The organism is Kitasatospora sp. NPDC089509, from assembly GCF_044749365.1.
Classification (GTDB): domain Bacteria; phylum Actinomycetota; class Actinomycetes; order Streptomycetales; family Streptomycetaceae; genus Kitasatospora.
Genome location: NZ_JBIVHS010000006.1, coordinates 1 through 26470 on the forward strand (window position 1 = coordinate 1; position 26470 = coordinate 26470).

Here is a 26470-nt window from a genome sequence, read left to right on the forward strand (position 1 = left end):
CCCCTCCCCCCCTTTTTGTAATTCTTTGTTTTTTTTTTTGGGGGGGCCCCTCCCTCCCCGGGGGGGGCCCCCCCCCCCCCCGCGGGGCGCGGGGGGGGGGGGGCGGGCGGGCCCCCCCCCCCACCACGGTCCCGGCCTCGACGGCCGGGCGTCCGGAGGGAGGCCCCTCAGCCTCCGGGGAGCGCCCCCCGGGTTCGAGGGGAGACCCCTCAGACCGCCGGGAAGATCTCGGCGTCGGGCTTGAGCAGCTGGCCCGGCTGCGGCGCGGTGCCGTCCACCAGGTAGCGGGTGACCAGTGTGTTCAGCGCCTTGCTGCGACCGACGGCGCAGTGCTCGATCGAGTCGACGCTGACCAGCACCGCGTTGCCCAGCTCCTGCTGCATCCGCTGGGCGAACTTGTACTGGGTGGCCGGGTCGTAGAGGTTGCCGATGACCATCACGGTGTTGGAGGTCTTCTTGTTCCAGGGGCCGCTGAAGCGCTCGGCGTCCCGGGCCGGGGCCGGCCAGCTGGCGCACGCCGGGGCGTCGAAGGCCTGGTAGCGGCCGAAGGTCGGCGCCTCCTTCTCCCACGCCTTGGCGACGTTGGCGAAGACCCGGTCGTTCGACGGGTACGGCTTGTCCTGGCAGTTGACGCCCATGTAGGAGTCGTCGGCGGTGTACTCGGAGTCGACCGGGGCCTCACGCAGCGCCCGCGGGAGGTTCACCGTGAGCTGGTTGGCCTCGTCCTCCGGGACGGTGGCCGCCGGGGCCATCAGCGCGGCCGCGGCCGGCTTGTGCAGCACCTGGTAGGTGGCCTGCAGCGACTTCGCCAGCGGAGCCAGCTTGGCCTGCGAGTACAGGGCGCCGGCCACCTCGCTGGTGAAGCTGCTCAGCGTCACCTTGGAGCCGTTCGCCAGCGTGATCGGGCTGGTCCGCAGGTGGTCGCGGAGCTCGTCGAACTTGGCGCGGGTGTCGCCCTCGCCGAAGGCGCAGCGCGGGGCACCGGCGGTCTGGCAGCGCTTCAGGAACTCGTCCAGGGCCAGCTCGAAGCCGCCCGCCCGCTGGCGGTCGTACTCCAGGCCGTTGTGCAGGCGCAGGTTGGGGTCGACGTTGCCGTCGACGATGATCGCGCGCACCTTGTTCGGGTACATCGCGGCGTACGTCGAGCCGATCAGGGTGCCGTAGGAGAACCCGGCGAAGCTCAGCTGGGAGTCACCGACGGCGCGGCGCATCCGGTCCAGGTCCCGCACCACGTTGATGGTCGACATGTGCTCGATCAGCGGGCCGGCGTTCTTGCTGCAGGCGTCGGTGTAGTCCTGGTCGGCGTCCAGGGTCTCGTTGACCTCGGCCCTGGTGACGGGCACGCCCACCATGCGGTTGTTGACCGCGTCGGCCTCTTCCTGGGTCTTGAAGCACTTGAGCGGGTTGCTCCGGGCCACGCCCCGCGGGTCGAAGCCGACCAGGTCGAACTTGGACTGCACCTCGGCGCCGAAGCGGGTGGTGGTCGCCCACAGGTAGCCGCTGCCGCCGGGGCCGCCGGGGTTGAGGAACAGCGAACCGATCCGCTTCGACGGGTCGCTCGCCCGCCGCCGCATCATGGCGATGCCGACCTTCTCACCGGACGGGTTGTCGTAGTCCAGCGGAACGGGGTAGACGGCACAGTCGTAGCCACCGGGGTTCGGCTTGGTCGGGTCGGGGTTGCAGGGCTTCCAGTCGACGGGGTCGACCTTCGCCTCGGCGGCCGCCGCACCCGGGGCCTGGTCGAACGGCGCGGCCGACGCGGCCACAGCGGTTCCGGTGACAAGGGCGAGCGCGCAGGTGACCGCTCCGGCCAACGTGGATATGCGGGACAAGGAACCTCCTCCGTATTTGAAAGGGCGGCCCCAGCCTGTCAGCCGGAGATCTCCGTGTGAAGACCTTGTGGCGGCGTAAATTATTCGATCGTCATGTCGCGTATGGTCGAAACATTCTGTGAATGAACAGACTTGACGGTTGATTGACCTGATGCTGGTTCAACCACTTCGAACCGAGGCCGGAGACCGACGGCCGGCGACACCCGGCCGGGCCGTCGGCTTCCGGCGCCACCCACACCCCGGGGTCGACCGCTAATCGGCGGCCGACTGCGACAGGCCGTCCTCGGCCACGCCCGGCGGAGCACCTCGCCGAGCCGCAGCGCCATCAGGCCCACCCCTCGCGGCTGCGGACCGTCCCGGTTCCTGCCATGATGCGCGATGGCACCACAACGAATCTGGAAGCGGGGCAAGTTGACTGAGATTCAGATACGGCTCGCCGGTCGCGACGCGATCGGCGAGACCGCCGCCCTGTGGGAGTGGCTACGCGAGGAGGACGAGTTCCGGGGGCGGGTCAGGGCGGTGACTCGGCCACCCGGAGCGGGCGAACTCGGCGGCGCCGTGGAAGTCCTGCAAGTGGCGCTGGGGACGACCGGCGCCGCGGGGGTGCTGGCCCGGTCGCTCACGGTGTGGCTGAGGACCCGTCGCTCGGACGTGAAGATCACCGTGAGCCGATCACCCGGGGGCGACACGACCACGGTCGAAGTGACCCACCTCGACCCGGGGAAGGTGGAGGAGGTCCTCCGCGCGGCACTCGACGGGACACCCGACCACGGGACGGACCTGGACACGACCGAAGCAGCCGACGCCGACGCGGACGGAACCGACACAGGCCGAACCGACACAGGCCGAACCGACGCAGGCGGAACCGACGCGGCGGGCTCCGACGGGGACAGAAGCGACGACGATGCCTGACCTGCCAGGCCTACCAGCCGGTCTGACCTCCAGGGCCATCCTGATCGGCACCACCACCTACCGCGACCCCGAATTCACCGAGCTGCCCGCCGTGGCCAGGAGCCTCGACCGGATGAGGGCCATCCTCACCGACGAGAGGCTGTGCGGCTGGTCCGACGACGAAGTGACGGTGATCCAGGACCCGGAGAACATCCAGGAACTCGCCCCGCGCCTCCGCCGGCTGATCGAGAACACCGACGGCGCCCTGCTGCTGTACTACGCGGGACACGGTCTGGTCCGGCCGAACGCCCAGCTGTGCCTGACGCTCACCGACACCAACCCGGCCGAACCCGACGTCAGCAGCCTGACGTTCGAGAAGGTCCGTGACAACCTGCTCGGTTGCCCCGCCCGCGTCCGGATCCTCATCCTGGACTGCTGCCACGCCGGCCGCGCCACCCGTTCGCTCTCCGGTCCCGGCAGCGCGGGCATCGGCGCCCTCGGTGACACCCACCTCGACATCGAGGGCACCTACACCCTGGCCGCCGCCGAAGGCACGGCCGACGTCGTACCACTGCCCGAACAGAACACCACCCCGACCTCCTTCACCCGGCACCTCGCCGAACTCGTCGAGGAGGGCGTCCTCGGCGGCCCCGAACTGCTCAGTCTCGGCTTCCTGTTCCCCCACCTGAAGTCCCGGCTGGCCCGGCACAACCTGCCGCTGCCCACCCAGGGCAACACCAAGTCCTCCTACCTGCTCCCCTTCACCAGGAACGCCGCCTGGGAGGCCGCCGCCCGGGCCCTCGACGAGTACCGCTCGACCATGGCGGAGATCCTCGCCCGCAACGAACGCCGGCAACTCGACCTGGACCTGCTCGCCGACGCCCTCTCCCTCTCCTCCGACGCGGCCCACGCCTACCTCAGCGGCCACTGGGTCGCCTCGGAGGAGATCCTGCGGGACTACTTCGCCGTCCTCGACGCCCACGACTGCGCCCCGCACCAGCAGACCAAGGACCGACTCGCCGAACTCCGCGCCATCGCCGAGGACTCGACCGCGAACGACCCCCGCGAGGTGCCCGCGCTGCTGGAGCGCAACCGCGCCCAGGCCCGCGAGATCAGGCAACTGCGCGGTGCCCTGGCCCGTGAACGCTCCCACACCGCCGAAGTGGTGACCGCGCGAGAGGAGGCGGACCGGGCTCAGGAGGCCGCGGCCCTCGCCAGGGCCGCGGCCGACGAGGAGGCGGAACAGCGGTCGCGGCTCGCCGCCGAGGAACTGAAACGGCTGCGCAAAAAGGTCGACGCCCAGCGCCGACAGCTCGTCCACGCCTCCCGGTACACGCGGGACGCGGAAACCGAACTGACCGCGCTCCGGCGCGAAGCCGAGCGGGTCGAACGCGAACTCCGGGTGCTGCGCCGACAGGTGGCCGCGATGATGAACGATCCCGGGGTGCCGCCGCAGAGCGTCTCCGCGGATACCGCAGACACCACGGATTCCGCGACCACCGGGCGCGTACCGGCGCCCGTGCCGGAACCGGTGCCCGTCGGGGCCGGGGCGGCCACCGAGGAGGAGGCTGCCCCGGGGCCGACTCCACCGAGTCGGCCCCGGTCGGCCGGACCGCCTCCCCCGCACGCCACCACCACCGCGCGCCGGTCCTGGCGCCACCGCTTGGCGCGTTCCCGGTCCCGGCGGTCCCGCACGACGTGCGCCCCCGGCCGCCGGTCGGGCAGATCCTCGGAGTGGAGCAGACCCGCCCAGGTCGTGATCGTCCTCATCGGCCTGGTCGTCGTGGGGAGCGGGGTCTTCTGGGGCTACCTCCTGCGGGCCGAGGCCGTCGGCGACCTGAGCGCCAAACCGTGCGCCTCCGCAGCCACCGGCACCGGCACCGGCGACTGCATCGCGCCGGAGACCGGCCGGGTCACGCACAAGGAGCACACCACGTCCAACGACAGCGACACCTGGACGCTGACGGTCGCCCGCGAGACGGCGGGCAACGGCGACTACGACGTCGGCCACGCGCTCTACGACTCGGTCGAGACCGGCAGCACCGTGGACCTCAAGGTCTGGAAGGGGGAGGTGATCCGGGTCGAGCACGCCGGTCACTCCGACCGGGTCAGGGAAAGCATCAACTGGCGCCAGTTCCTGGCGTTCCTGCTGGTCGCGACGGGAATCGTGCTCACGGTCGCGGTCCTGAAGCGCGCAGAGTTCGGGGAAACGGCGTTCGTGGTCGTGTGGTTCTCGGTGTGGGAGGTCGGACCGGGCATGCTCTTCATGAACGGCACATCCTGGTGGACCCTCCTCGGGTTGCTGTGGGCCGCCTTCGGCATCGCCGGTCTGGTCATGATCGGCGAGTAGTGCCCGACAGCCCCGTCGCTACCGGGCGCCGGTCGCACCGCGCAGGGCTGCCGCCACCAGCCCCTGGAGCTCATCGGTCCCGGTCGCGCCCCCGCCCACCAGACGGTCGAAGACCAGTCCGTCGATGCAGGCCAGCAAGGTGGTGGTCCGCCCGTCCGGGTCGGCGACACCCCGATCGGCGAGGAAGGCCCGCACCACGGCGCGGGCCGCGTTCTCGCGCGGCACCAGGATCTCCCGCAGCTCGGGGTCACGCACGCTCTCCACCGCGCAGGCGTACCGCGCGAGCGAGCGCCGCCGCCCCTCACCGGTCAGCCGCTGCTCCATCAACTCCCTGATGCCCTCGACCAGTTCCTCCGCCGAACCGATCGCCACCCGCTCCCCCATGCCCTGCAGCTCGGCCTGGTCCAGCTCGACCAGGCGCCGCACCAGCGCGGTCAGCAGCGCCTGCCGGGTCCGCAGATAGGCCGAGGTGGTGCCGACGGACAGCCCGGCCGCCGCGTCCACCGCCCGGTGGGTCAGCCCTCGCACCCCCGCGTCCGCCAGCACGCCGATCGCCGCGTCCGCCAGCACGGTCCGCCGCTCCGACCTCCCCGCACCGCCCGTGCCACCCGTGCCGCTCTGCTCCTGATCTCGCCGCATCCCCCCTTTCTACCGGGCCACGGCCCCGCCCCGCGCACCCGACCACCCGAAGCCGCCCAGGGCCGCAGCGGGGCCACAACGGGGCCGAGCCCCCACCCCACCCCCTCCGGCGAGCCCGTAGTACATTCCTTCTACATCTGTAGAAAACAGCGCGGCAACACGGAAAGGACCGGGCATGGGCAGCAACAGCGCGGTGGTGGTCGGGGGCGGCATCGGCGGGTTGGCGACCGCGATCGGGCTCCGGCTGGCGGGGTGGGACGTGACCGTGATCGAGCGGGCGGCCGTCCTGGACGACGCCGGGGCCGGGATCTCGCTGCACGCCAACGGGATGCGCTCGCTCGGGATCCTGGGGGTGGGCGAGGCCGTCGAGGCGGCCTCCCGGCGGCAGTACACCGGCGGGACCTCCACCCCGGACGGCCGCCGGCTCGCCGTGATGGACGGCAGGGCGTTGGAGCGGGAGCTGGGCGCCCCGATCGTCGGCATCCCCCGGGCTGACCTGCACCGCATCCTGCGCGAGGCGCTGCCCGCCGAGTGCCTGGTGATCGGCGCCGAGGCGACCGGGGTCGACACCTCCGACCCGACCCGGGTCCGGGTGCGCCACGGCGACACCACCGTCGAGGCCGAGTTGCTGGTGGCGGCCGACGGCATCAACAGCCGGATCCGTCGCCAGCTCTTCCCCGCCCACCCCGGGCCGGTGTACAGCGGGTCGACGGTGCTGCGGGCGATCACCGAGCGCCCGGTCGACGGACTGGCCGCCGACTTCGAGCTGACCTGGGGCCACGGCGCCGAGTTCGGCCACATCGCCTTCCCGGACGGCCGGGCCGAGTGGCACGCCGTACTGAACGCCCCCGCCGGGGTGCGTTACCGGGACGCGTTGACCGAGGTCCGCCGCCGCTTCGCGCGCTGGCACGACCCGATCCCCGCGCTCCTGGCGGCGACCAGCCCGGAGGCGGTGCTGCACCACGACGTCAACGAGCTGGTCACCCCGCTGCCCTCGTACGTCTCGTGTCGGGTCGCCCTGCTCGGCGACGCGGCGCACGCCATGACGCCCCACCTCGGCCAGGGCGCCTGCCAGGCCCTGGAGGACGCGGTGACCCTGGCGGCGGCGGTCGCCGGCAGCGGGACGGTCGAGGGCGCGCTCGCCCGCTACGACGCGGCCCGCCGCCCGCGCAGCCAGACCGTGGCCCGCGACGCCCGCCGGGCCGGCCGGATGGGTCAGCAGCTCGCCAACCCGCTGGCGGTCGGTCTGCGCAACGCCGCGATCCGGCTCACCCCGCCGGGCGCGATGGTCCGGACCGTCCTGAAGCACGCCGACTGGACGCCACCCCGGATCGCCCCGCGCGCCGCCTAGGACCCCTGCCTCTCGCCCCCACCCCGCTCTCCTGCCCCTGCGGCACGTTCCTCCGCTTCGACTTGACGACCCATCTGATTAGGCGCCATATTACTTCCATGACGCAGCGCCCCGAGGTCGATCCGGCCGCCCCCACCCTCGATCAGGCCCGCCGCCAGATCGCCCGCTACGGCCTCACGGCCGATCCGCAGGCGATCCTGGTCGCGGCCCGACTGATGACGGCGGGCGCCCGACTCGGCCAGGCCGGGGAGGTGCACTTCGGCCGCTTCGGCCTCTCCACCGGCCGCTACCGCCTGCTGGCCGACCTGGAGGACCACGGCGGCGAGAAGTCGCCCTCCCAGCTCGCGGCCACCCTCGGGGTCTCCCGGGCGACGGTGACCGGCCTGGTGGACGGGCTGGAGCGGGAGGGCCTGGTGGCCCGGCGGCCGTCCACCGAGGACGGCCGGGGCAACGTGGTGGTCCTCACCGCACGCGGCGCCGACAGGTTGCGCGAGCTCGCCCCCGAGCACTTCGCCCGGATGCAGTCGCTGGTCGGCGGCCTCACCGTCGAGGAGCGCAGCACCTTCCTGGACCTGCTGGCCCGGGTCGTCGCGGGCATCGACGCCCTCACCGCAGACTGATCCCCACTCCGACGGCGGGCCGCCGAGCAGCGGCCCGCCCCCTTCACGGCCCAATAGTTAGCCACCTAAGCACAAATGCTTAGCCAGCTAAGCACACTCCATCGAGGAGCACCCATGAGCAAGAAGGCCCCCGGCGCACCCCCTCCCTTCGTCCTCTGGCGGGAGGTCCTGACCTCGTACGCGATGCCCGCCGTCAGCGCCGGCCTCGGCGGCGCGATCACCCGGCAGCCGCAGCTGGTCGCCGCCGCCTTCACCACCATCGGCGGCACCTCCGCCCTCGTGGCCGCCGCGCTCGGCGCCACGCTCCGCCGCCGGGCCGCCCGCGCCAGGTCACCCCGCAGGTCCCGCGAGCCCCGCACGCCCCGCACGCCGAAACCCCTCGCAGCCGCCGCCTGCGGCCTGCTCGCCGCGGCACTCGGCCTCGCCGTCGGCCTGGCCGCCGCGCGCTGGCTCCCGCACCTGCCGCCACTCGCCGACAGCCCCTGGCCGCACCGACTGCCGGTCGACCTGCCGGTCTCCTCGGCGATCGCCGCCACCATCACCACCTGGCGCTGGCGCTCCACCCGCCCCACCCGCTCCGCTCACACACCGCACCACCGACTCCCCGCCGCTCCCGCACCTCACCCCGCCACACCCCACCCCGAAAGCGTCCGCACACCCCACCCCAAAAGGCAGACCTCATGATCGTCATCATGGGCGCCGGTGGCGCCACCGGCGGCGCCACCCTGCGCAGCCTCGCCGCCCTCGGCGCGCCGACCCGCGCCCTCAGCCGCGACCCCGACCGGCTGGCCGCCGCGCTCGACGACCGCACCCGCGCCCGGACCACCACCGTCGCCGCCGACGCCGCCGACCCGGAGTCCCTGCACCGGGCCTTCCGGGGCGCCCACCAGCTGTTCCTCACCATGGCCAACGGCCCGCGCCAGGTGCAGCACGAGCTGAACGCGATCGAGGCGGCCGTCGCCTGCGGGGTGGAGCACATCGTCAAGGTGTCCGCGCCCGCCGCCGAGCCGGACTCCCCCGTCGCCGTCTCGCGCGGCCACCACCTGATCGAGGAGCGCCTGCGCTCGCTGCGGATCACCACCACGGTGCTGCGCCCGTACGCCTTCATGCAGAAGCTGCTGCTCCTGGCCCCCGGCATCGCCGCCGCCGGCGTGGTGCAGGGCGCGATGGGGCAGGCCCGGTGCAACTACGTGGACGTCCGGGACATCGGCGAGGCCGCGGCGGAGGTCCTCACCCGCCCGGAGCTGGCCGGCGGCGACCACCCACTGACCGGCGGGCGGGCGTACAGCTACTCCGAGCTCACCGCACTGCTGGGCGAGCTGCTCGGCCGGCCGGTCCGCTACCTCGACCTGACCCCGTCCGAGCTGCACTCCCACCTGGTCACCCGGGCCGGGATGCCGGACTGGCTGGCCACCCACGTGGTGGAGATCCAGCAGCTCGCGGTGGTCCGCAAGGAGGCGCCGGACGACTCCTTCGTTCGCCTGATCGGACGCTCCCCCCGTACGCTGGAAGACTTCCTCGGCGAACACCTGCACCACTTCCGCTGAGGACTCCGTCGGCGTGGCGGGCCGACGGATGGCCGAAACGCCGGGCCCGCCACCCGAAGGGAGCAGCATTCGCTGTGGCATGGATCACTATCGGAAAATCGACCTGACGATCCGTCAATTCGACTGACGATGCGTCACATCGAGGCCACAGTGCCTCAGTTATTGCCTGACACATCGTCAGATTCGGCCAGTTCCGGCCCAGTTGGGCCGAGTTCCGGCTCCTGCCGGACTCCGGCCCCGGGTCTACCATCGGTCGGGTTGTCCGCTCCGGCCCCGGAGTGGGGGCGCCCGGTCCGGCGGTGCCCCCACCGCCCCTGGGGGCCGGGCATCAGGAGGAACGGGGCGAGGACGAGGAGCGCACGGCCGTCATGACCACTGAACCGATCCACTCGGAGCAGGACACCGAGCCGCCCCACACCGCACCGCGCACGGAACCGCGCGCCCTGTTCCCGGGCCGCCCGGCCGCCGCCCCGCGCACCCTGGTCGACGTGCTGGACGCCACCGTGCGCACCCACCCCGACGAGCCGGCCCTGGACGACGGCACCACCGTGCTCAGCTACCGCGCCCTGGCCGCCGAGGTCGAGCAGCTGCGCCGCCGGCTGGCCGCCGCCGGGATCGGCCCGGGCGACCGGGTCGGCGTCCGGGTCCCCTCCGGCACCAACGACCTCTACGTCTCGATCCTGGCCGTGCTCGCCGCCGGCGCCGCCTACGTCCCGGTGGACGCCGAGGATCCGGACGAGCGCGCCCAGCTGGTCTTCAGCGAAGCCGCCGTGGCCGCCGTGCTCGGCGCCGAGCGCATCCTGAGCGCCACCCCCGAACGCACCGCCGAGCCCGCCCTGGGCGCCACCGCCCCGGAGCGCCGCCCCACCCCCGCCGACGACGCCTGGATCATCTTCACCTCCGGCTCGACCGGCAAGCCCAAGGGCGTCGCCGTCAGCCACCGCAACGCCGCCGCCTTCGTCGACGCCGAGGCCGCGCTCTTCCTCCAGGAGGAGCCGATCGGCCCCGGCGACCGGGTGATGGCCGGCCTGTCGGTCGCCTTCGACGCCTCCTGCGAGGAGATGTGGCTGGCCTGGCGGCACGGCGCCTGCCTGGTGCCGGTCCCCCGCTCCCAGGTGCGCAGCGGCGCCGACCTCGGCCCCTGGCTGGCCGAGCAGGAGATCACCGTGGTCTCCACCGTGCCGACCCTGGCCGCGCTGTGGCCGGCCGAGGCGCTCAACGAGGTCCGGCTGCTGATCTTCGGCGGCGAGGCCTGCCCGCCCGAGCTGGTGCAGCGCCTGGTCACCGAGGGCCGCGAGGTGTGGAACACCTACGGCCCGACCGAGGCCACCGTGGTCGCCTGCGCCGCGCTGCTCACCGGCGACGGCCCGGTCCGGATCGGCCTGCCGCTGGACGGCTGGGACCTCGTCGTGGTGGACGAGGCCGGGCAGCCGGTCGCCCCCGGCGGCACCGGCCAGCTGGTGATCGGCGGCGTCGGCCTGGCCCGCTACCTCGACCCGGAGAAGGACGCCGAGAAGTACGCCCCGCTGCCCTCGATGGGCTGGGAGCGCGCCTACCGCAGCGGCGACCTGGTCCAGGCCGACCCGGCCGGCCTGCTGTTCCTCGGCCGCACCGACGAGCAGATCAAGCTCGGCGGGCGCCGGATCGAGCTCGGCGAGGTGGACGCCGCCCTCCAGGCGCTGCCCGGCGTGGCGGGCGCGGCCGCGGCCGTCCGGACCGCGCGCGGCGGCAACCAGCTGCTGGTCGGCTACCTGGTGGTGCAGGACGGCTTCGACCGCGAGCAGGCCGTGGAACGGCTGCGGGCCGAGCTGCCCGCCGCCCTGGTGCCGCTGCTCGCCCCGGTCGACACCCTGCCCACCCGCACCTCGGGCAAGGTCGACCGCAACGCCCTGCCCTGGCCGCTGCCCGAGCTGGAGGCCGCCGGGCCGAGCGAGCAGCTGTACGGCACCGAGGCCTGGCTCGCCGAGCAGTGGGCCGAGATCCTCGGCGTGCAGGTGAGCGGCGCCCGCGACGACTTCTTCGCGATCGGCGGCGGCAGCCTGGCCGCCGCCCGGCTGACCACCCTGCTGCGCACCCGCTACCCGAGCGCCGCCGTGCTGGACATCTACCAGAACCCGACTCTGCGCAAGCTCGCCCGCCACCTGGAGCGCACCGCGGGCGAGGGCGGCGAGGCCCGCACGATCGCCCTGGTGCCGACCCGGGCCAAGCTGCTCCAGCTGCTGCTGCTGATCCCGCTGTTCACCGTGGTCGGCCTGCGCTGGACGGTCGCCCTGCTGGCGGCCGGGAACCTGCTCTCCCACCTCGGCGCCTACCCGTGGGCGCCCACCGCCTCCTGGTGGGCGGTCGGCGCGGGCGCGCTCGCGCTGTACACCCCCGCGGGGCGGCTGGCGATCGCGGCCGGCGGCGCCCGGCTGCTGCTGCGCGGGCTGCGCCCGGGCAGCTACCCGCGCGGCGGCTCCGTGCACCTGCGGCTGTGGACCGCCGAGCGGCTCGCCGAGCTGAGCGGGGCGACCTCGCTGTCCGGCTCCTGGCTGGTCCGCTACGCCCGGGCGCTGGGCGCCAAGGTGATGTCCGACGTCGACCTCCACTCGCTGCCGCCGGTCACCGGGATGCTCAAGCTGGGCCGGGGCTGCGCCGTCGAGGCCGAGGTCGACCTGTCCGGCTACTGGCTGGACGGCGACCGGCTGGAGGTCGGCCAGATCAAGGTCGGTTCCGACGCGGTGGTCGGCACCCGGTCGACGCTGCTGCCCGGTGCCCGGGTCGGCAAGCGTGCCCAGGTGCTGCCCGGCTCCGGCGTCACCGGCCAGGTGCCGACCGGCCAGCGCTGGGGCGGCGCGCCCGCCGTCAAGCTGGGCCGGGCCGAGCGGGCCTGGCCCAAGGAGCGCCCGGCGCGCCGGGCCCGCTGGGCCGCCCTGTACGGCGCCGGCGGCGGTGTGCTCAGCCTGCTCCCGGTGCTGCCCTCGGTGGCCGCGCTGGCCGTGCTCTCCCGCTGCGTCGACCAGGGCGCGGCCCTCGGCCCGGCGCTCGGCGGGGCGCTGCTCGGCCTGCTGCCCGCCACGCTGGCCTTCGGCGCGGTGTACGCGGCGCAGCTGGTGGTGCTGGTGCGGCTGCTGAGCCGCGGCCTGGAGCCCGGGGTGCACCCGCTGCACGGCCGGGTCGGCTGGCAGGCGTGGCTGGTCACCCAGCTGATGGACCGGGCCCGGGAGGTGCTGTTCCCGCTGTACGCCGGGCTGGTCACCCCGCTGTGGCTGCGGGCGCTGGGGATGCGGGTCGGCCGGCACGCCGAGGTGTCCACGGTGCTGGCGCTGCCCAGCCTGACCACGGTCGGGGACGGCGCGTTCCTGGCCGACGACACCCTGATGGCGCCGTACGAGCTGGGCGGCGGCTGGGTGCGGCTCGGCGAGGCGAAGGTCGGCGAGAAGGCCTTCCTGGGCAACTCCGGGATGACCGCGCCGGGCCGCTCGGTGCCCAAGCGGGGTCTGGTGGGCGTGCTGTCGGCGACGCCGGAGAAGGCGAAGAAGGGCAGTTCCTACCTGGGCATGCCGCCGGTGCGGCTGCCGCGCGCGGCGGACCGGGCGGACCAGAGCCTGACCTACGAGCCGCCGGTGCGGCTGCTGTGGGCGCGCGGGCTGGTCGAGGTGGCCCGGCTGGTGCCGGTGCTGGCCTCGGCGGCGCTGGGCCTGCTGACGGCGGCGGCGCTGAGCCTGCTGGCGGCCGACTCGGTGCTGCTGGCGGCGCTGCTCTCCGGCCTGGTGCTGCTGGCGGCGGGCGGGGTGGCCTGCCTGGTCGCGGTGGCCGCGAAGTGGCTGCTGGTCGGGCGGTTCCGGGCGGTGGAGCACCCGCTGTGGAGCGGTTTCGTGTGGCGCAACGAGCTCGCCGACACCTTCGTCGAGGTGCTGGCGGTGCCCTGGCTGGTCGGCTCGGTGCCGGGCACCCCGGTGCTCAACCTGTGGCTGCGGGCGCTCGGCGCCAAGGTCGGGCACGGCGTGTGGTGCGAGAGCTACTGGCTGCCGGAGGCCGACCTGGTCACCCTGGGTGACGGGGTCAGCGTGAACCGGGGCAGCGTGGTGCAGACCCACCTCTTCCACGACCGGATCATGCGGATGGATACTGTGGTCCTCCGCGAGGGCGCCACGCTGGGCCCGGGCGGGATCGTGCTGCCCGGCAGCACGGTGGGCGCGCGCAGCACGCTGGGCCCGGCCTCGCTGGTGATGCGCGCCGAGTCCGTCCCCGCCGACACGCGGTGGCTGGGCAACCCCATCGAGGCGTGGCAGACCACGTCGTGACCACCCCTCCCCCCGGTACGGCCCCCCGTCCGGTACGACCTCCCCGCCATCTGGCATGACCACCACCCGTCCCGGCCCGCAGGAAGCGTCCGCCCCCGTGAAGCCCAAGCACGCCCCGACCGCGGCCCCCGGCCCGGACCCGTACTTCCCGAACAGCGGCGACCACCGCTACCGGGTGCACCGCTACGAACTCGCGCTGGACTACCGGCCCGGGCCCAACCGGCTGGCCGCCTCGGCCCGGCTGAGCGCGGTCGCGGACGCGGCGCTGACCGAGTTCGCGCTCGACCTGGCCGAGTTCCGGATCGGGCGGGTGCTGGTCGACGGCAGGGCCGCCCGCTACACCCACCGCGGCGGCAAGCTGCGGATCCGTCCGGCGAAGGCGCTCGCCGCCGGTGCGGCCTTCACCGTCGAGGTGCACTACACCGGCAACCCCCGGCCGGTGCGCAGCCCGTGGGGCGGCCTGGGCTGGGAGGAGCTCACCGAGGGCGCGCTGGTGGCCAGCCAGCCGGTCGGCGCGCCGTCCTGGTTCCCGTGCAACGACCGGCCCGCGGACAAGGCGACGTACCAGGTGGCGGTCACCACGCCGTCCCCGTTCACGGTGCTGTCCGGCGGTCGGCTGCTCACCCGGACCACCCGGGCGTCCAGCACCACCTGGGTGTACGAGCAGAGCGCGCCGACCTCGCCGTACCTGGTGACGGTCTCGATCGGGCACTACCTGGCGGTGCCGCTGGCCGACCGCCCGTCGGTGCCGCAGACCGGGTACGTGCCGGAGCGGCTGACCGCGGAGTTCGCCCGGGACTTCGCCCGGCAGCCCGCGATGATGTCCTACTTCTCCGAGGTGTTCGGGCCGTACCCGTTCGGCGAGTACGCGGTGGTGGTCGCGGACGAGGAGCTGGACGTCCCGGTCGAGGCCCAGGGCGTGGCCACCTTCGGCACCAACCACCTCGGCGGCGGCTGGGAGCGCGAGCGGCTGATCGCGCACGAGCTGGCCCACCAGTGGTTCGGCAACAGCGTCTCGATCGCCGACTGGCGGCACATCTGGCTCAACGAGGGCTTCGCCAAGTACGCGGAGTGGCTCTGGTCCGAGCACACCGGCGGCCCGGCGGCGGCGGTGCACGCGGCCGCCGCGCACCGGCTGCTGGCCGGGCTGCCGCAGGACCTCCGGCTCGGCGATCCGGGGCGGCGGCTGATGTTCGACGACCGGCTGTACCAGCGCGGCGGCCTGGTGGTGCACGCGCTGCGCCGGGCGCTCGGCGAGGACGCCTTCTTCGCGATGCTGCGGGACTGGGCCGGCTCCAACCGGCACGGCGTGGTCGCCACCGGCGACCTGCTGGCGCACGCGTCCCGGTACACCACCGCCCCGCTCGGCCCGCTGTTCGAGGCCTGGCTGGAGCAGCCGGAACTGCCGCCGGCGGCGCACTGACCCGGGTTATTCCTGCTGGTCCCGCGCCCGGCTGGGCTACTGTCCGAGCATGTCGAAGAGCTCAGACGATCAGATGACCGACCAGTCCGACCAGTTGCTGCCGACCACCCGCCGCGCCCTGCTGCACCACATCGCCGTCGCCCAGTCCGAGGGCCGCACCCCCTCGTTGGTCGCCGGGGTGGTGCGGGACGGCCGGCCGGTGTGGAGCGGCGCCCGCAGCATGGTCGACGGGCACGCGCCGGACCTGAACGTCCAGTACCGGATCGGCTCGCTCACCAAGACCTTCGTCGCGGTGCTGGTGCTGCGGCTGCGCGACGAGGGGCTGCTCGACCTGGCCGACCCGCTCGGCCGCCACCTGCCCGGCACCCCCGCCGACGACGTCACCGTCGCCCAACTGCTCGCCCACTCCGGCGGGCTGGCCGCCGAGACGCCCGGTCCCTGGTGGGAGCGGACCGACGGCGCGCTGCGGCCCGACCTCGGCGACCTGCTGGACGCGGAGCACCCGCTCAAGCACCCGGCCGGGCGGCGCCACCACTACTCCAACCCCGGCTACGCACTGCTCGGCGCGCTGGTCGAGCAGCTGCGCGGCGAGCCCTGGGGCGAGGTGCTGCGCCGCGAGGTGCTGGCCCCGCTCGGCATGGACCGCACCACCCTGCTGCCCGAGCACCCGCACGCCGGGGGCTTCGCCGTGCACCCGTGGGCCGACGTCATGCTGCCCGAGCCCCTCACCGACACCGGCCGGATGGGCCCGGCCGGCCAACTCTGGTCCACCGGAGCCGACCTGGCCCGCTGGGCGGCCTTCCTCGCGGCCGGCGACGACCAGGTGCTCAGCGCCGGCACCATCGCCGAGATGTCCCGCCCGGCCGTCGGCCCGGACAACGACGACTGGACCTCCGGCTACGGCCTCGGCCTCCAACTGCGGCGCCACGAGGGCCGGTTGCTCTACGGCCACTCCGGATCGATGCCCGGCTTCACGGCCGGACTGTGGGTCAGCGCCGAGGACGGCCTGGCCGCGTTCGCCCTCTCCAACGCCACCAACGGCCCCAGCACCGCCACGCTGGCCGCCCAGTTGATCGGCATCACGGCCGCCCACGAGCCGCGGCTGCCCGCCCCCTGGCGCCCGCTGGCCGCGGTCGACCAGGAGCTGCTGGCGCTCACCGGCCCCTGGTACTGGGGCGCCGCGCCCAACGTCCTGCGGCTGCGCGCCGACGGCGTCCTGGAGTTGGCCCCGCAGGCCGGCGGCCACCGGGGCTCCCGCTTCCGTCCCGAGCCGGACGGCACCTGGCTCGGCCTGGACAACTACCACGCGGGCGAGACCCTGCGGGTGGTCCGGCACCCCGACGGCGCCGTCAGCCACCTGGACGTCGGCTCCTTCGTCTACACCCGCGAGCCGTACGGGTCGGCCGGCACCGTCCCCGGCGCGGTCCCCGGGGGCGTCGACCCGGAGGGGTGGCGGGCGTACTGAGCCGCCGACGGTCCGGCTCGGCGGGGTAGCAGCCCGACGGGCTGAGCGAACGGGATAGAGCGGACGGGTAGGAGCGGGGGCGTGCACGATGCAGGTGCGCGCCCCCATTGTCCACCCCGCTCGAACGACTGCCCGGTGCCGGGGAGATGACCGGCTGGCCACGGGCCGTCACGGGTGGTCCCATTCAACAGGTGCACATCTGCGATCCGCCGGGCCGCAACGTGAATTCCAACCGACTTGGAGAGACATACGGGGACCGGTTCGCGCCCGATGTCCAAAGCCAGCGGGCCGGGACGGTGCCCTGGTGACCCACGGCACCGCCGATCGTGCTGCCCTGGAGGGTCCGCCATGACCACCGTCCCCACGTACGCTCCGTCCGCAGTCGCCCCCACCCACGACACCCCGGCGGTCCCCGCGCCCCGCACCCGGCCCGCACCCGCACCCGCACCCGTCGGCTACACCGTCTCCCTCGCCCGCGACGAGGACGACGTGCGCGCCGCCCAGCGGCTGCGCCACCAGGTCTTCGGCGCCGAACTCGGCGCCGTCCTGCACAGCCCGGTCGCCGGGCTCGACGTCGACCCCTTCGACGAGTTCTGCGACCACCTGCTGGTCCGCGAGGGCCAGGACGGCGCCGTCGTCGGCACCTACCGGCTGCTCCGCCCCGAGGCCGCCCGCCGGGCCGGACGGCTCTACTCCGACGGCGAGTTCGACCTCTCCGCGCTCGCGCCGGTCCGCCCCGGGCTGGTGGAGCTCGGCCGCTCCTGCATCGACCCCGACCACCGGGGCAACGGCGCGGTCATCAACCTGATGTGGGGCGGCATCGCCCGCTACCTCGCCGACACCGGCAACACCTGGGTCGGCGGCTGCTGCTCGATCGACCTGGAGGACGGCGGCGCCACCGCGGCCCGGGTCTGGGACACCGTCAGCGCCAAGTACCTGGCCCCCGCGGAGTACCGGGTCACCCCGCACCGCCGCTGGGACTCCACCGGCGTGCCCCGGGCCGACCGCGGCGCCCTGCCCGCCCTGCTCCGCGGCTACCTGCGGCTCGGCGCCTGGGTCTGCGGCGAGCCCGCCTACGACCCCGACTTCAACTGCGCCGACCTGTACGTCCTGCTGTCGCTGGAGCGCACCGACCCGCGCTACCTGCGGCACTTCCTGTCCGGAGCGGCCACCCCGGGCGCCTCGTCATGAGCGTCTGGCTGCCGACCGCACCCTGCCGGCCGGAGACCTGCCTGGGCGAGCGCGCACCGGAGGTCTCGCACCCCCGGCGCGCACTGCGGCTGATCGCCTGCCTGGTGGCGGTGCTCACCGGGGTGCTGCTCATCCTGCCGGTGCGGCTGCTGCCGTACGGCGCCCGGGACCGGCTGATCCGGCTCTGGGCGCGGGTCCTGCTGCGCACCCTGGGGGTGACCGTCCACCTCGGCACGCCGGGAGTCCCCTGGCGGCCCGGGGCGGCCGGTTCGGCCGGGCCTGCCGGCGTACGCGGCAGCCACGCGGTCGGCGCCGACGGGGCCCTGGTGGTGGCCAACCACGTGTCCTGGCTGGACATCCCGCTGCTGGCGGCCGGCCGGCCGGGCCGGTCGCTGGCCAAGACCGAGGTCCGGAAGTGGCCGGTGCTCGGGCACCTGGTCGCCTGGGGCGGCACGGTGTTCCTGGACCGCGACCGGCTGCGCACCCTCCCGGACACCGTGGCGGCGGTGGCCGAGATGCTGCGGTCCGGGTACCCGGTGATCGTCTTCCCGGAGGGGTCGACCTGGTGCGGACGGGAGAGCGGACGGTTCCGGCCCGCGCTGTTCCAGGCCGCGGTCGAGGCGGGCGCCTTCGTCCAGCCGGTGACCATCCGCTACCGGCTGGCGGACGGACGGCCGACCAGCGCCCCGGCCTTCATCGGCGACGAGGGCCTGCTCACCTCGCTCGCCCGGGTGGTCGCGGTGCGCGGGCTGGTCGCCGACGTCACCTTCCTGCCGCCGATCCCGCCGCCCGGACCGCAGCCCACCCGGGCGGGGGCCCGGCGGGAGCTGGCCCGGGCGGCGCAGACGGCGGTGGAGGGGATCCGCTGAGCCGGGCGGGACCCGCTGGGGCGCGGGTCCACCGGGCGCCGCCCGTCCTCGTCCAGCCGTCCTCGTCCAGCCGTTCTCGTCCACTCGTCCTCGTGCGCCCGGCCCGGCGCCGGCCCGACGTGCCTCAGGCGGAACGGGCCTCGGCCAGGTCCGCCGGCCGCGGTTCGCCCGGGGCGGCCGGGGTGAGCGGGCGGGCTCGGCCGAGCAGCACGGCGACCAGGACGGCGGTCACGGCGAGCACGGCCGAGCCGCAGCGCAGCGCGAGGTGGATGCCGTCGACGAAGGCGCCGTCCACCGCGTGCTGGACCGGTGCGGGCAGCGTTCCGGTCGCACCGCCGCCGCCGTGCGCCGCACCGGTGGGCGCGCCCCCGATCGAGCCGACCGCCTCCGCCGGGACGCCGAGCCCGTGCAGGGCGGCGGTCAGCCGGTCCGTCATCCGGTTGGTCAGGAGGGCGCCGAGCACGGCGATCCCGAGCACCCCGCCGAGTTCGCGCAGGGTGTTGATGGTCGCCGAGGCCATCCCGGTCTGTGCCGGGGCGACCCGCTGCAGCACCGCGATCGAGACCGGGGTGAAGGTCAGCCCCATTCCGAATCCCAGCGTGAACAGCGTCCAGAGGTACTCGGGGTAGTGGGCGTGGTCGCCGTACAGCGACAGCCCGCCGAGACCGACCGCGCAGAGCACGAGTCCGGTCACCATCGGCAGCCGGGGGCCGTACCGGGCGGCGAGGCGGCCGGACAGAGGCCCCGCGACCACCAGCATCGCGGTCATCGGCAGCCCGGCGTAGGCCGCACCGGACGGGGACCAGCCGAGCACGCCCTGCATCAGCAGGGGCAGGAAGAACATCGCCCCGAACATCCCGAAGCTGACCATGAACCCGCTCAGCAGCCCGGCGCTCAGCGCGCCGTCCCGGAACAGCCGCAGCTCCAGCATCGGCTCGGCCAGCCGCAGTTCGAGCACCAGGAAGACGACCAGCAGGACCAGGGCCGCGGCGCCGCAGCCGACCACCACGGGGTCGCTCCAACCGCGCGTCGGGCCCTCGATCAGGGCGTAGACCAGCAGACCGAGGCCGGCCGCGGAAAGGACGAATCCCCCGACGTCGATCCGTCGGGCGCGCGGCGGGATCCCGGGGAGGACCTTGGCCGCGAGCACCACTCCGGCCACACCGATCGGCACATTGATCCAGAACACGCTGGACCAACCGAGGTGTTCGACCATCGGACCGCCGATCACCGGGCCGATCGACAGGCCGAGCGCGGACACCCCGGACCACAGGCCGATGGCCCTGGCGCGCTCGCGCTCCTCGGTGAAGACGTGGCTCAGCAGGGTCAGGCTGCCCGGGGTGAGCAGCGCGGCCCCCACCCCCTGCACCGTCCGGCCGCCGACCAGCACCTCGATCGTCCCGGCGAGCGCGGCGACCGCGGAGCCGACCGTGAACAGGCCCAGACCCAGGACGAACATCCGGGTGCGGCCGTGGCGGTCGCCGAGGGCGCCGCCGGTGAGCACGAGTGCGGCGTACACCAGGCTGTAGCCCTCGGCCACCCACTGGAGGCCGCTGACCCCGGCGTCCAGGTCCTGCCCGATCCGGGGCAGGGCGACGTTGACGACGACGTTGTCCAGCATGGCCATGAACATCGCCACGCAGAGCGTCAGCAGCGCCAGTTGCTTTCTGCGGCGCGTGCCCGGCTCCCCCATGAGACCCCTCCCGATCCTCTCCCTAACAGCGTTAGGGCTCGATGTGACACGCACAGACTGCCCCTAACACCGTTAGAGCGCAACTCGTTATCCCCGACCTGCGGGACCACCGGCCGGGCGGTCGTGGCACTGTTGACCCGCCGTACCCTTGACCGCCACACCGTTGACCGCCGCACCGTTGCCCACCACCCGATCCACCGCCCACACCCGGTCCACCACCCGCCCGACCACTGGAGGCGTCCGCACAGCCATGCCGGAGAACGACGACGCGACCCCCGCACTCACCCGCGAAGCCCTCACCCGGGCCGCGCTGCGGGTGCTGGAGCGGGAGGGCCTGGACGGACTGTCGATGCGCAAGGTCGCCGCCGAGGTCGGCGTCAAGGCCGCCTCGCTGTACTGGCACGTCCGCAACAAGCAGGAACTGCTCGATCTGCTCAGCGACGCGATCCTCGGCACGGTCGAACCCCCGCCGCGCCAGGAGGACTGGCGGGCCGAGCTGTACGAGTACTGCGCCCGCTACCGCCGACTGCTGCTCGACAACCGCGACGCCGCCAAGGTCGTGGCCGGCCGGCTCGCACCCGGCCCCTGCCTGCTCAACCTGATGGAGACCCAGCTCGACCGGCTCCGCTCGGCCGGGTTCTCGGACGCCGACACGGCGATGGCCAGCTACCTGCTGGGCGCCTTCGTCCAGGGCTTCGTACTCCAGGAGCAGTCCCCGATCTCGGCCGCCGAGGTGCTCGGCACCAGCCGCCGGGACATCGCCGACGCCGCCGGTGACCTCTTCCGCAACCTGCCCACGGCGCAGTACCCCAACCTCGCGGACCTGGCCGACCACCTCACCGGGCCGGACATGGACGCCCGCTTCGAGTTCTGCGTCCAACGCGTCCTCGACGGACTCGCCACCCTGCTGTCGCCGGACCGGCGCTGACCTGCGGAAGCCCCGCGGCGGTCGGCTACGATACCCACCGGCAAGGCAAAGAGCAGGCAAAGGGGTGGTGGGGCATGGCCGAGGACCGGACGGGGCCGGAGACGGTGCGGGAAACCGCACCGGGCCCGGAACAGGAGCCGGTCGGACACCAGCCCGGGGACCCGACACCCGTGCCCGGCGGTCAGACCGGACTGCTGGTCGGCCTCACCCGACGAACGCTGGGCTGTGTCGGCGAGCTGCTCCTCGAACTCGTCGGCGGTGCCGTCCTCGTGGTCCTCACCACCGGGTCGCTGGTGGTGAGCTTCGTCCTCGCCCAGGCGCTGTACGCGGCCAGTCCGGCGGCCGCCTACGCGCTGGCCGCGGTGGGCCTGCTCGGACTCCTCCACGGCATCCGCCACCGGCGTCGGCCGAAGGAGGAGCGCAGCCGCTTCGGGCGGATCACGGCCGGCATCACGGGCCTGCTCGGCTTCTGGCTGATCCTCTGCGTCGGATACGCCTCCATCGACGTCGCCCTCGGCTGAGCACCGGCCGATCACTGACGTCCCGTGGCACCGGAGGCCGCCCGCAATCGGGCGGCCGACGGGCTCCGCGACCGGTAGGCTCGCCCGGCGCCCCGGCCGCACGCCCACGGAGGAGTTCACCATGCCCGAGCCGTACCGCCACGACGAGCCCTACGCGCAGGGCCTGTTGGACGTCGGCGACGGACAGCGGATGTACTGGAACTGCTCCGGCAGTCCGACGGGCAAGCCCACCGTGACGGTGCACGGCGGGCCCGGTTCGGGCCACGGCCCGGGCAGCCGACAGCACTTCGACCCGCAGCGGTTCCGCGTCGTCCAGTACGACCAGCGCGGCTGCGGGCGCAGCCTGCCGCACGCCGCCGACCCGGCGACCAGGCTGGAGCACAACACCACCGCGCACCTGGTCGCCGACCTGGAGCGGCTGCGCGAGCACCTGGGCATCGACAAGTGGCTCATGTACGGCGGCTCCTGGGGATCCACGCTGATCCTGGCCTACGCCCAGGCCCACCCGGAGCGGGTCTCCGGGATCGTGATCTGCGGGGTGACGATGACCCGCCCGGAGGAGACCGAGTGGCTCTACCAGGGCGTCGGACGCTTCCTTCCCGGCCCCTGGGAGGAGTTCCGCGACTTCCTGCCCGTCGCCGACCGGGACGGTGACGTCTCCGCGCTGCTCGCCGCCTACAGCCGACAGCTCAACAGCCCCGAGGAGGACGTCCGTCGGGCCGCCGCCCAGGCCTGGTCCGCGTGGGAGGACGCGGTCATCTCGCACGAGGTGCTCGGCAAGCCGAACGCCTACTCCGACCGCCCCTCCGAAGCCCTGATGGCCTTCACCCGGATCACCGCGCACTACTTCTCGCACCGGGCGTTCCTGGCGGACGACCAACTGCTGCGCGACGCCGGACGACTGGCCGGGATCCCGGGTGAGCTGATCCACGGACGACTCGACCTCGGCAGCCCGCTGGACACCGCCTGGCAGCTGGCCAAGGCCTGGCCGGACGCACGGCTGACGGTCATCGACGAGGCCGGCCACACCGGCAGCCCGAAGATGGCCGAGGCCGTGCGCGCCGCCGTCGAACGCTTCGCCTGAGGAACCGTACGCGACCGTACGGCCCCGGGGCGCCGCGACCGTTCGCACGGATGATCCACCCATCTGCTCCCCCTACGATACGAACCATGCTCGCCTATGCCCCAGCAGCCCTGTTCTTCCTCCTGTTCGGAATCGGGGTACTACGCGACCGCCGCCAGTTCAGCAATGCCGTCCTGCTCGGCATCGCCGTCTCCCTCCTCTCACTCGCCCTGCTCGCCGAACTCCGCAAGGCGCCCACCCTGGTGGTGGAACTCGCGGCGGCGGCGATCATCCTGCTGCCGACCGTCGGCACGGTGGCCCTGGTCTGGTTCCTGCTCTCCAACGGCGTGACCATGATCCGCAAGGAGGGCCGGCGACCGGCCAACCTGCTGTCCCTGCTCGCCGGACTGGGCATCATCGCCGTCATCGCGCTGCTCTTCGCCGCCATCGTCACCCGCTCACCGAAGCTCGGCATCCTCGCGGGCACCGCCGTCCTGGTGGTCGGCTACATCTCCTTCCTGTTCGTCTGCTTCGTCGGCTACGCCTTCCTGTACGGCCGCCACCGGCCGCGCCGGGACGTGGACTTCGTGGTCGTCCTCGGATCCGGGCTGATCGACGGCGAGCGCGTCCCGCCCCTGCTGGCCAGCCGACTCAACCGGGGCCGCGAGGTGTACGAGGCGCAGGCCGCGCGCGGCAACCCGCCGGTACTGATCACCTCGGGCGGCCAGGGGCCGGACGAGAAGCTGCCGGAGTCCCACGCCATGGCCGACTACCTGGTCGAACGCGGCTTCCCGGACGAGCACCTCGTACGCGAGGACCGCTCGCGCACCACCGAGGAGAACCTTCTGTTCAGCCGGGCCATCATGGAGCAGGCCAAGCCGGACTACCGCTGCGTCGTGGTGACCAACAACTTCCACGCCTTCCGGGCGGCACTGACCGCCCGCAAGACCGGCGTCAACGGGCACGTCTTCGGCTCGCCCACCGCCCGCTACTACTGGCCGAGCGCGACCATCCGCGAGTTCGCGGCGGTCTTCCTCTCGCACAAGCTGATCAACTTCGGGATCTGCGGCCTTCTTGCGCTCTGCGGGGTGCTCGCAGCGCTCTGAGAGCACCCCCGAACACCGCTCGCCGTAGCAGCGGTGGGGCGGCCCCTCGGGCAACCGGGCGGCCGGAGCGAGCCGATGATTCGTCATGAGATCAACCTGCCCTGATCGAACGACGACTGGCTCAGGCCGCCACCGGTCCGCAGCCCTGCGAACAGGTCGGTCTCGACCGCACCCGCGCCACCGGCTGCATCGATTCCGGCCGCGTCGACCCCGGCCGCACCGCCCGGGCTCGGCACGAAGGTGCGCGCCAAGTGGTACTCCTCCGTCGGCCAGACCTCCCGCTCGACGGACCGCGGGTGGGCCATGAACGCGACGCCGGGCTGGACCTGGGTGGCGTGTGCCAGCATCGCGGCGTCCCGTACGGCGAACTGCTCGGCGCACTCGATCCGGGTGGTGGTCGCGAGGGCCGGCGGGGTGTCGGGCCACTCGGCGAGCAGTCCGCCCATCTCCGAGGGGATCCCTCGTTCCGTCATAGCGTCGTGCAGCGTCTGGAACCAGGCGCGGGAGAGCGCCAGGTGGTAGTAGAGCTTCGCCGCCTGCCAGGGCTCGCCGCTCTCCGGGTGGCGCCCGGGGTCGGCCGCGGCCTCGAAGGCCTCGACGGTGACTCTGTGGGTCATCACGTGGTCCGGGTGCGGGTACCCGCCGGTCTCGTCGTAGGTGATCACGACGTGTGGGCGGAACTCCCGGATCAGCGCGACCAGCGGCGCCGCCGCGACCTCCACCGGCTGGACGGCGAAGCAGCCCTCCGGCAGCGGTTCGTCCGGGCCCGGCATCCCGGAGTCGACGAAGCCGAGGAACTCCTGCCGTACGCCGAGGATCTCCCGCGCGGCCGCCATCTCCGCGCTCCGGACCCGGGCGAGGTCCGCGCGGATCTCGGGCCGGTCCAGCTCCGGGTTGAGCACCGACCCGCGCTCGCCGCCGGTACAGGTCACGACCAGGACGTCCACGCCCTCCGCCGCGTACCGGGCGAGGGTGGCCGCCCCCTTGCTGGATTCGTCGTCGGGGTGGGCGTGCACGGTCAGCAGACGCAGGCCGCCGGGGTGCTTGGTGAACATGAGGACCTCCAAGGTCTGGATTGTGGAAAGGGAACTGATGGGCGGCCGGGCGCCGGTCAGCGGGCCCTGCCGGCCTTGCCCGGGTAGAGCAGGGCCGGTGCGATCGAGAGTGCCGACAGGGCCAGCACCCACCAGAAGGTGGTGGCGAAGGCCGCGGCGGGACGGCCCGGGTGCCCCGCCTGCGCCTGTTGGAGCACCAGGGTCAGTACCGCCGTACCGAGCGCCCCGCCGAGCCGGTTGAGCACGTTGACCGCACTCGCGGCCGCCGGCACCTGAGCCTTCTCGACACTCCCGTACACCGCCGCCATGCCGGGGATCACGATGATCCCCATGCCCACCCCGCGCAGCGCCAGCGAGCCGACGACCAGCCAGTCCGCCGGACCTGAGCCGTGGCCCAGCCGGGTGAAGGCGAGGGTGCCGAGCAGCGAGCACCCGATGCCGAGCAGGATCAGCGGTCGCGGCGCGAAGCGGTCGGCTATTCGGCCGGACAGCAACGAGGTGACCGCCGTACCGAGCGCCTGGGGCGCCAGCAGCAGCCCGGCCGCCACCGCTCCGGTGTGCTCCACCTGCTGGTAGTAGAGCGGCACCAGGAACATCGAGCTGTACAGCACGGCCCCCTGGAGGAAGCTGTTCGCCGTCGCCACCGCGAAGCCCCGCCGGGCGAACAGCCGCAGGTCGATCAGCGGCGCCCGGACCCCGCCGCGCCCCACCCGGAGTGCGTGCCATCCGTAGGCCGCCAGCAGCACCGCCCCCGCCGTGGCGGCCGGCGGGCCCGCCGGACCGCCCTCGCCGATCACGGACAACCCGTAGACCAGCGCGGTCAATCCGGGTGACAGCAGTGCCAGGCCCGTCACGTCCAGTCCGGGCCGCGGGAGTTCGGAACGGCCCTCGGCGGGGAGCCACCGGGCCGCCAGCAGGAGCGTCAGCAGCCCGACCGGCACGTTCAGCAGGAACATCCAGCGCCAGTCCAGCTGCTCCAGCACCAGTCCGCCGAGGATCGGACCCAGCACCGGGGCCAGGCTGATCGGGAGCAGCAGGGCTCCCATCACCCGGCCGACCCGGGACGGCCCGGCCGCCCGCACCATGATCGTCTGCCCGAGCGGCTGGATCATGCCGCCGCCGAGGCCCTGCAGCACCCGGAAGACGATCAGGCTGCCCGTCGACCAGGCCAGCCCGCACAGCGCGGATCCGAGCACGAACAGGACCACGGACGCGAGCCAGGCCCGCCGGGCCCCGAACCGGCCGGCGGCCCAGCCCGAGAGCGGCATGGTCAGCGATATCGCCAGCAGGTACCCCGTGGCAACCCACTGCACCGCCGCCATCGAGCTGTGCAGATCGCGGGCGACGGAGTCGATGCCGACGTTGACGATCGTGGTGTCCAGCAGGGCCAGGATCGGGCCCAGCGCGAGCACCGCGCCCATCTTCAACAGGCCCGGCGGCAACGGCTCCGGCCCCGCGGGCCGGACCCTCCCCGGACCGCTCCCCGCCCTGCCCTTCGTGGTGACCGACATGGTCATGTGCCCTCCCCGGCTCGGTCCTCCGACGGCCGCTCCGACCGCTCGGCAGGAACTTATGACGGACCCACTGATTTGGTCAAGCATAATTTCTGTACCCGACCCAGCGAACTGCGCTAGGCTCGC

General features: G+C 73.7%; 20 protein-coding genes. 15 read left to right on the forward strand and 5 right to left on the reverse strand.

What is annotated here, in order from left to right; genetic code table 11:
- Nucleotides 1–209 precede the first annotated feature (209 nt).
- Nucleotides 210–1832 (reverse strand): alpha/beta hydrolase, encoded by a 1623-nt coding sequence (locus ACIP4P_RS14490; RefSeq protein ID WP_400917822.1) that lies wholly within the window; start codon nt 1830–1832, stop codon nt 210–212.
- Between the two features lie 411 nt (nt 1833–2243).
- Here ACIP4P_RS14490 and ACIP4P_RS14495 point away from each other — a divergent pair, with 411 nt between their 5' ends.
- Nucleotides 2244–2744, forward strand: a complete 501-nt coding sequence (locus ACIP4P_RS14495; RefSeq protein ID WP_400917824.1) for a hypothetical protein — start codon at nt 2244–2246, stop codon at nt 2742–2744.
- Nucleotides 2737–5073, forward strand: a complete 2337-nt coding sequence (locus ACIP4P_RS14500) for a caspase domain-containing protein (protein ID WP_400917826.1) — start codon at nt 2737–2739, stop codon at nt 5071–5073. Before ACIP4P_RS14495 ends, ACIP4P_RS14500 begins: the two co-directional genes overlap by 8 nt.
- Nucleotides 5074–5091: 18 nt before the next feature.
- On the opposite strand, the gene ACIP4P_RS14505 is transcribed toward ACIP4P_RS14500, so the two are convergent.
- On the reverse strand, nt 5092–5712 hold the full coding sequence (locus tag ACIP4P_RS14505; RefSeq protein ID WP_400917828.1) for a TetR/AcrR family transcriptional regulator: 621 nt from the start codon (nt 5710–5712) through the stop codon (nt 5092–5094).
- Nucleotides 5713–5887: 175 nt separating this feature from the next.
- On the opposite strand from ACIP4P_RS14505, the gene ACIP4P_RS14510 reads away from it, so the two are divergent.
- The 9 genes from ACIP4P_RS14510 to ACIP4P_RS14550 all read left to right on the forward strand — a co-directional run bounded on the left by ACIP4P_RS14510 (nt 5888) and on the right by ACIP4P_RS14550 (nt 18464).
- On the forward strand, nt 5888–7063 hold the full coding sequence (locus ACIP4P_RS14510) for an FAD-dependent monooxygenase (protein ID WP_400917830.1): 1176 nt from the start codon (nt 5888–5890) through the stop codon (nt 7061–7063).
- 98 nt (nt 7064–7161) lie between these two features.
- Entirely contained in the window at nt 7162–7683 is a 522-nt protein-coding gene (locus tag ACIP4P_RS14515; protein ID WP_400917832.1) for a MarR family winged helix-turn-helix transcriptional regulator, read from the forward strand.
- Between the two features lie 114 nt (nt 7684–7797).
- Complete coding sequence (locus ACIP4P_RS14520) at nt 7798–8367, forward strand: hypothetical protein (RefSeq protein ID WP_400917834.1); 570 nt, start codon at nt 7798–7800, stop codon at nt 8365–8367.
- The gene (locus ACIP4P_RS14525; RefSeq protein WP_400917835.1) at nt 8364–9230 is read left to right on the forward strand and encodes an NmrA family NAD(P)-binding protein; all 867 of its coding nucleotides are present in this window, start codon (nt 8364–8366) and stop codon (nt 9228–9230) included. The genes ACIP4P_RS14520 and ACIP4P_RS14525 overlap by 4 nt, the downstream gene beginning before the upstream one ends.
- Nucleotides 9231–9598: 368 nt before the next feature.
- Entirely contained in the window at nt 9599–13516 is a 3918-nt protein-coding gene (locus ACIP4P_RS14530) for a Pls/PosA family non-ribosomal peptide synthetase (protein WP_400917837.1), read from the forward strand.
- 55 nt (nt 13517–13571) lie between these two features.
- Nucleotides 13572–14939, forward strand: a complete 1368-nt coding sequence (locus ACIP4P_RS14535) for a M1 family metallopeptidase (RefSeq protein WP_400917839.1) — start codon at nt 13572–13574, stop codon at nt 14937–14939.
- A 73-nt stretch (nt 14940–15012) separates the two neighbouring features.
- Nucleotides 15013–16404, forward strand: a complete 1392-nt coding sequence (locus tag ACIP4P_RS14540; protein ID WP_400918850.1) for a serine hydrolase domain-containing protein — start codon at nt 15013–15015, stop codon at nt 16402–16404.
- Nucleotides 16405–16752: 348 nt separating this feature from the next.
- Complete coding sequence (locus ACIP4P_RS14545; protein WP_400917841.1) at nt 16753–17595, forward strand: GNAT family N-acetyltransferase; 843 nt, start codon at nt 16753–16755, stop codon at nt 17593–17595.
- Entirely contained in the window at nt 17592–18464 is an 873-nt protein-coding gene (locus ACIP4P_RS14550; protein ID WP_400917843.1) for a lysophospholipid acyltransferase family protein, read from the forward strand. The genes ACIP4P_RS14545 and ACIP4P_RS14550 overlap by 4 nt, the downstream gene beginning before the upstream one ends.
- 124 nt (nt 18465–18588) lie before the next feature.
- Here the strand turns inward: ACIP4P_RS14550 and ACIP4P_RS14555 are convergent, their stop codons facing one another.
- Nucleotides 18589–20157, reverse strand: a complete 1569-nt coding sequence (locus tag ACIP4P_RS14555; RefSeq protein WP_400917845.1) for an MFS transporter — start codon at nt 20155–20157, stop codon at nt 18589–18591.
- 250 nt (nt 20158–20407) lie between these two features.
- Here ACIP4P_RS14555 and ACIP4P_RS14560 point away from each other — a divergent pair, with 250 nt between their 5' ends.
- The 4 genes from ACIP4P_RS14560 (at nt 20408) to ACIP4P_RS14575 (ending at nt 23775) form a co-directional block, all read left to right on the forward strand.
- A complete protein-coding gene (locus ACIP4P_RS14560; protein WP_400917847.1) occupies nt 20408–21085 on the forward strand; it encodes a TetR/AcrR family transcriptional regulator C-terminal domain-containing protein in 678 nt (225 codons plus the stop codon).
- A 170-nt stretch (nt 21086–21255) separates the two neighbouring features.
- Entirely contained in the window at nt 21256–21606 is a 351-nt protein-coding gene (locus tag ACIP4P_RS14565) for a hypothetical protein (RefSeq protein WP_400917848.1), read from the forward strand.
- Between the two features lie 121 nt (nt 21607–21727).
- Entirely contained in the window at nt 21728–22690 is a 963-nt protein-coding gene (gene pip / locus ACIP4P_RS14570; protein ID WP_400917850.1) for a prolyl aminopeptidase, read from the forward strand.
- Nucleotides 22691–22776: 86 nt separating this feature from the next.
- Complete coding sequence (locus tag ACIP4P_RS14575; protein ID WP_400917852.1) at nt 22777–23775, forward strand: YdcF family protein; 999 nt, start codon at nt 22777–22779, stop codon at nt 23773–23775.
- A gap of 83 nt (nt 23776–23858) precedes the next feature.
- On the opposite strand, the gene mca is transcribed toward ACIP4P_RS14575, so the two are convergent.
- Both mca and ACIP4P_RS14585 read right to left on the reverse strand, forming a co-directional pair.
- Nucleotides 23859–24830, reverse strand: coding sequence for a mycothiol conjugate amidase Mca (gene mca / locus ACIP4P_RS14580; RefSeq protein WP_400918853.1), 972 nt, complete (start codon nt 24828–24830; stop codon nt 23859–23861).
- Nucleotides 24831–24886: 56 nt separating this feature from the next.
- A complete protein-coding gene (locus tag ACIP4P_RS14585; protein WP_400917854.1) occupies nt 24887–26347 on the reverse strand; it encodes an MDR family MFS transporter in 1461 nt (486 codons plus the stop codon).
- Between the last annotated feature and the right edge of the window lie 123 nt (nt 26348–26470).

What these genes read in the sequence shown, in the direction of transcription:
- ACIP4P_RS14500 (WP_400917826.1), top strand. Translation starts at nt 2,737, where the DNA reads ATGCCTGACCTGCCAGGCCTACCAGCCGGTCTGACCTCCAGGGCCATC.
- ACIP4P_RS14505 (WP_400917828.1), bottom strand. Translation starts at nt 5,712, where the DNA reads ATGCGGCGAGATCAGGAGCAGAGCGGCACGGGTGGCACGGGCGGTGCG.
- ACIP4P_RS14510 (WP_400917830.1), top strand. Translation starts at nt 5,888, where the DNA reads ATGGGCAGCAACAGCGCGGTGGTGGTCGGGGGCGGCATCGGCGGGTTG.
- ACIP4P_RS14515 (WP_400917832.1), top strand. Translation starts at nt 7,162, where the DNA reads ATGACGCAGCGCCCCGAGGTCGATCCGGCCGCCCCCACCCTCGATCAG.
- ACIP4P_RS14520 (WP_400917834.1), top strand. Translation starts at nt 7,798, where the DNA reads ATGAGCAAGAAGGCCCCCGGCGCACCCCCTCCCTTCGTCCTCTGGCGG.
- ACIP4P_RS14525 (WP_400917835.1), top strand. Translation starts at nt 8,364, where the DNA reads ATGATCGTCATCATGGGCGCCGGTGGCGCCACCGGCGGCGCCACCCTG.
- ACIP4P_RS14530 (WP_400917837.1), top strand. Translation starts at nt 9,599, where the DNA reads ATGACCACTGAACCGATCCACTCGGAGCAGGACACCGAGCCGCCCCAC.
- ACIP4P_RS14535 (WP_400917839.1), top strand. Translation starts at nt 13,572, where the DNA reads ATGACCACCACCCGTCCCGGCCCGCAGGAAGCGTCCGCCCCCGTGAAG.
- ACIP4P_RS14540 (WP_400918850.1), top strand. Translation starts at nt 15,013, where the DNA reads ATGACCGACCAGTCCGACCAGTTGCTGCCGACCACCCGCCGCGCCCTG.
- ACIP4P_RS14545 (WP_400917841.1), top strand. Translation starts at nt 16,753, where the DNA reads ATGACCACCGTCCCCACGTACGCTCCGTCCGCAGTCGCCCCCACCCAC.
- ACIP4P_RS14550 (WP_400917843.1), top strand. Translation starts at nt 17,592, where the DNA reads ATGAGCGTCTGGCTGCCGACCGCACCCTGCCGGCCGGAGACCTGCCTG.
- ACIP4P_RS14555 (WP_400917845.1), bottom strand. Translation starts at nt 20,157, where the DNA reads ATGGGGGAGCCGGGCACGCGCCGCAGAAAGCAACTGGCGCTGCTGACG.
- ACIP4P_RS14560 (WP_400917847.1), top strand. Translation starts at nt 20,408, where the DNA reads ATGCCGGAGAACGACGACGCGACCCCCGCACTCACCCGCGAAGCCCTC.
- pip (WP_400917850.1), top strand. Translation starts at nt 21,728, where the DNA reads ATGCCCGAGCCGTACCGCCACGACGAGCCCTACGCGCAGGGCCTGTTG.
- ACIP4P_RS14575 (WP_400917852.1), top strand. Translation starts at nt 22,777, where the DNA reads ATGCTCGCCTATGCCCCAGCAGCCCTGTTCTTCCTCCTGTTCGGAATC.
- mca (WP_400918853.1), bottom strand. Translation starts at nt 24,830, where the DNA reads ATGTTCACCAAGCACCCCGGCGGCCTGCGTCTGCTGACCGTGCACGCC.
- ACIP4P_RS14585 (WP_400917854.1), bottom strand. Translation starts at nt 26,347, where the DNA reads ATGACCATGTCGGTCACCACGAAGGGCAGGGCGGGGAGCGGTCCGGGG.